The sequence below is a fragment of the Paraburkholderia sp. BR10954 genome (assembly GCF_040965775.1).
Taxonomy (GTDB): Bacteria; Pseudomonadota; Gammaproteobacteria; order Burkholderiales; family Burkholderiaceae; genus Paraburkholderia; species Paraburkholderia youngii.
Genome location: NZ_JBFRCK010000350.1, coordinates 1 through 248 on the forward strand (window position 1 = coordinate 1; position 248 = coordinate 248).

At 64.9% G+C, this 248-nt stretch carries 1 pseudogene; it reads right to left on the reverse strand.

Features of this window, described 5'->3' with window-relative positions:
• Positions 1 to 11: 11 nt before the first annotated feature.
• A pseudogene (locus tag AB4Y34_RS42525) lies at positions 12 to 248 on the reverse strand (IS66 family insertion sequence element accessory protein TnpB); the annotation flags it as partial.

Here is a 248-nt window from a genome sequence, read left to right on the forward strand (position 1 = left end):
TGGCGGCGCAATCATGCTGGCATCAGGCAGCGCAGCACGAGGCGCAACTGCACGGGGTCGACCATGCCCGTGACGCGTACACGGGCACCGTTCAGTTCGATCTCGATGCCCGACGCCGCCGGTACGCTCTTGCGATGTGGCTCGACAGGCTGTAGAGCGAGCGACGCCGGTTCTGCGGTCTCGCTGGTCGGTGCATCAGGTAGCGCTACGGGCAGCAACACCGTTGTGCTGTGCGCCATCCCTTCAAA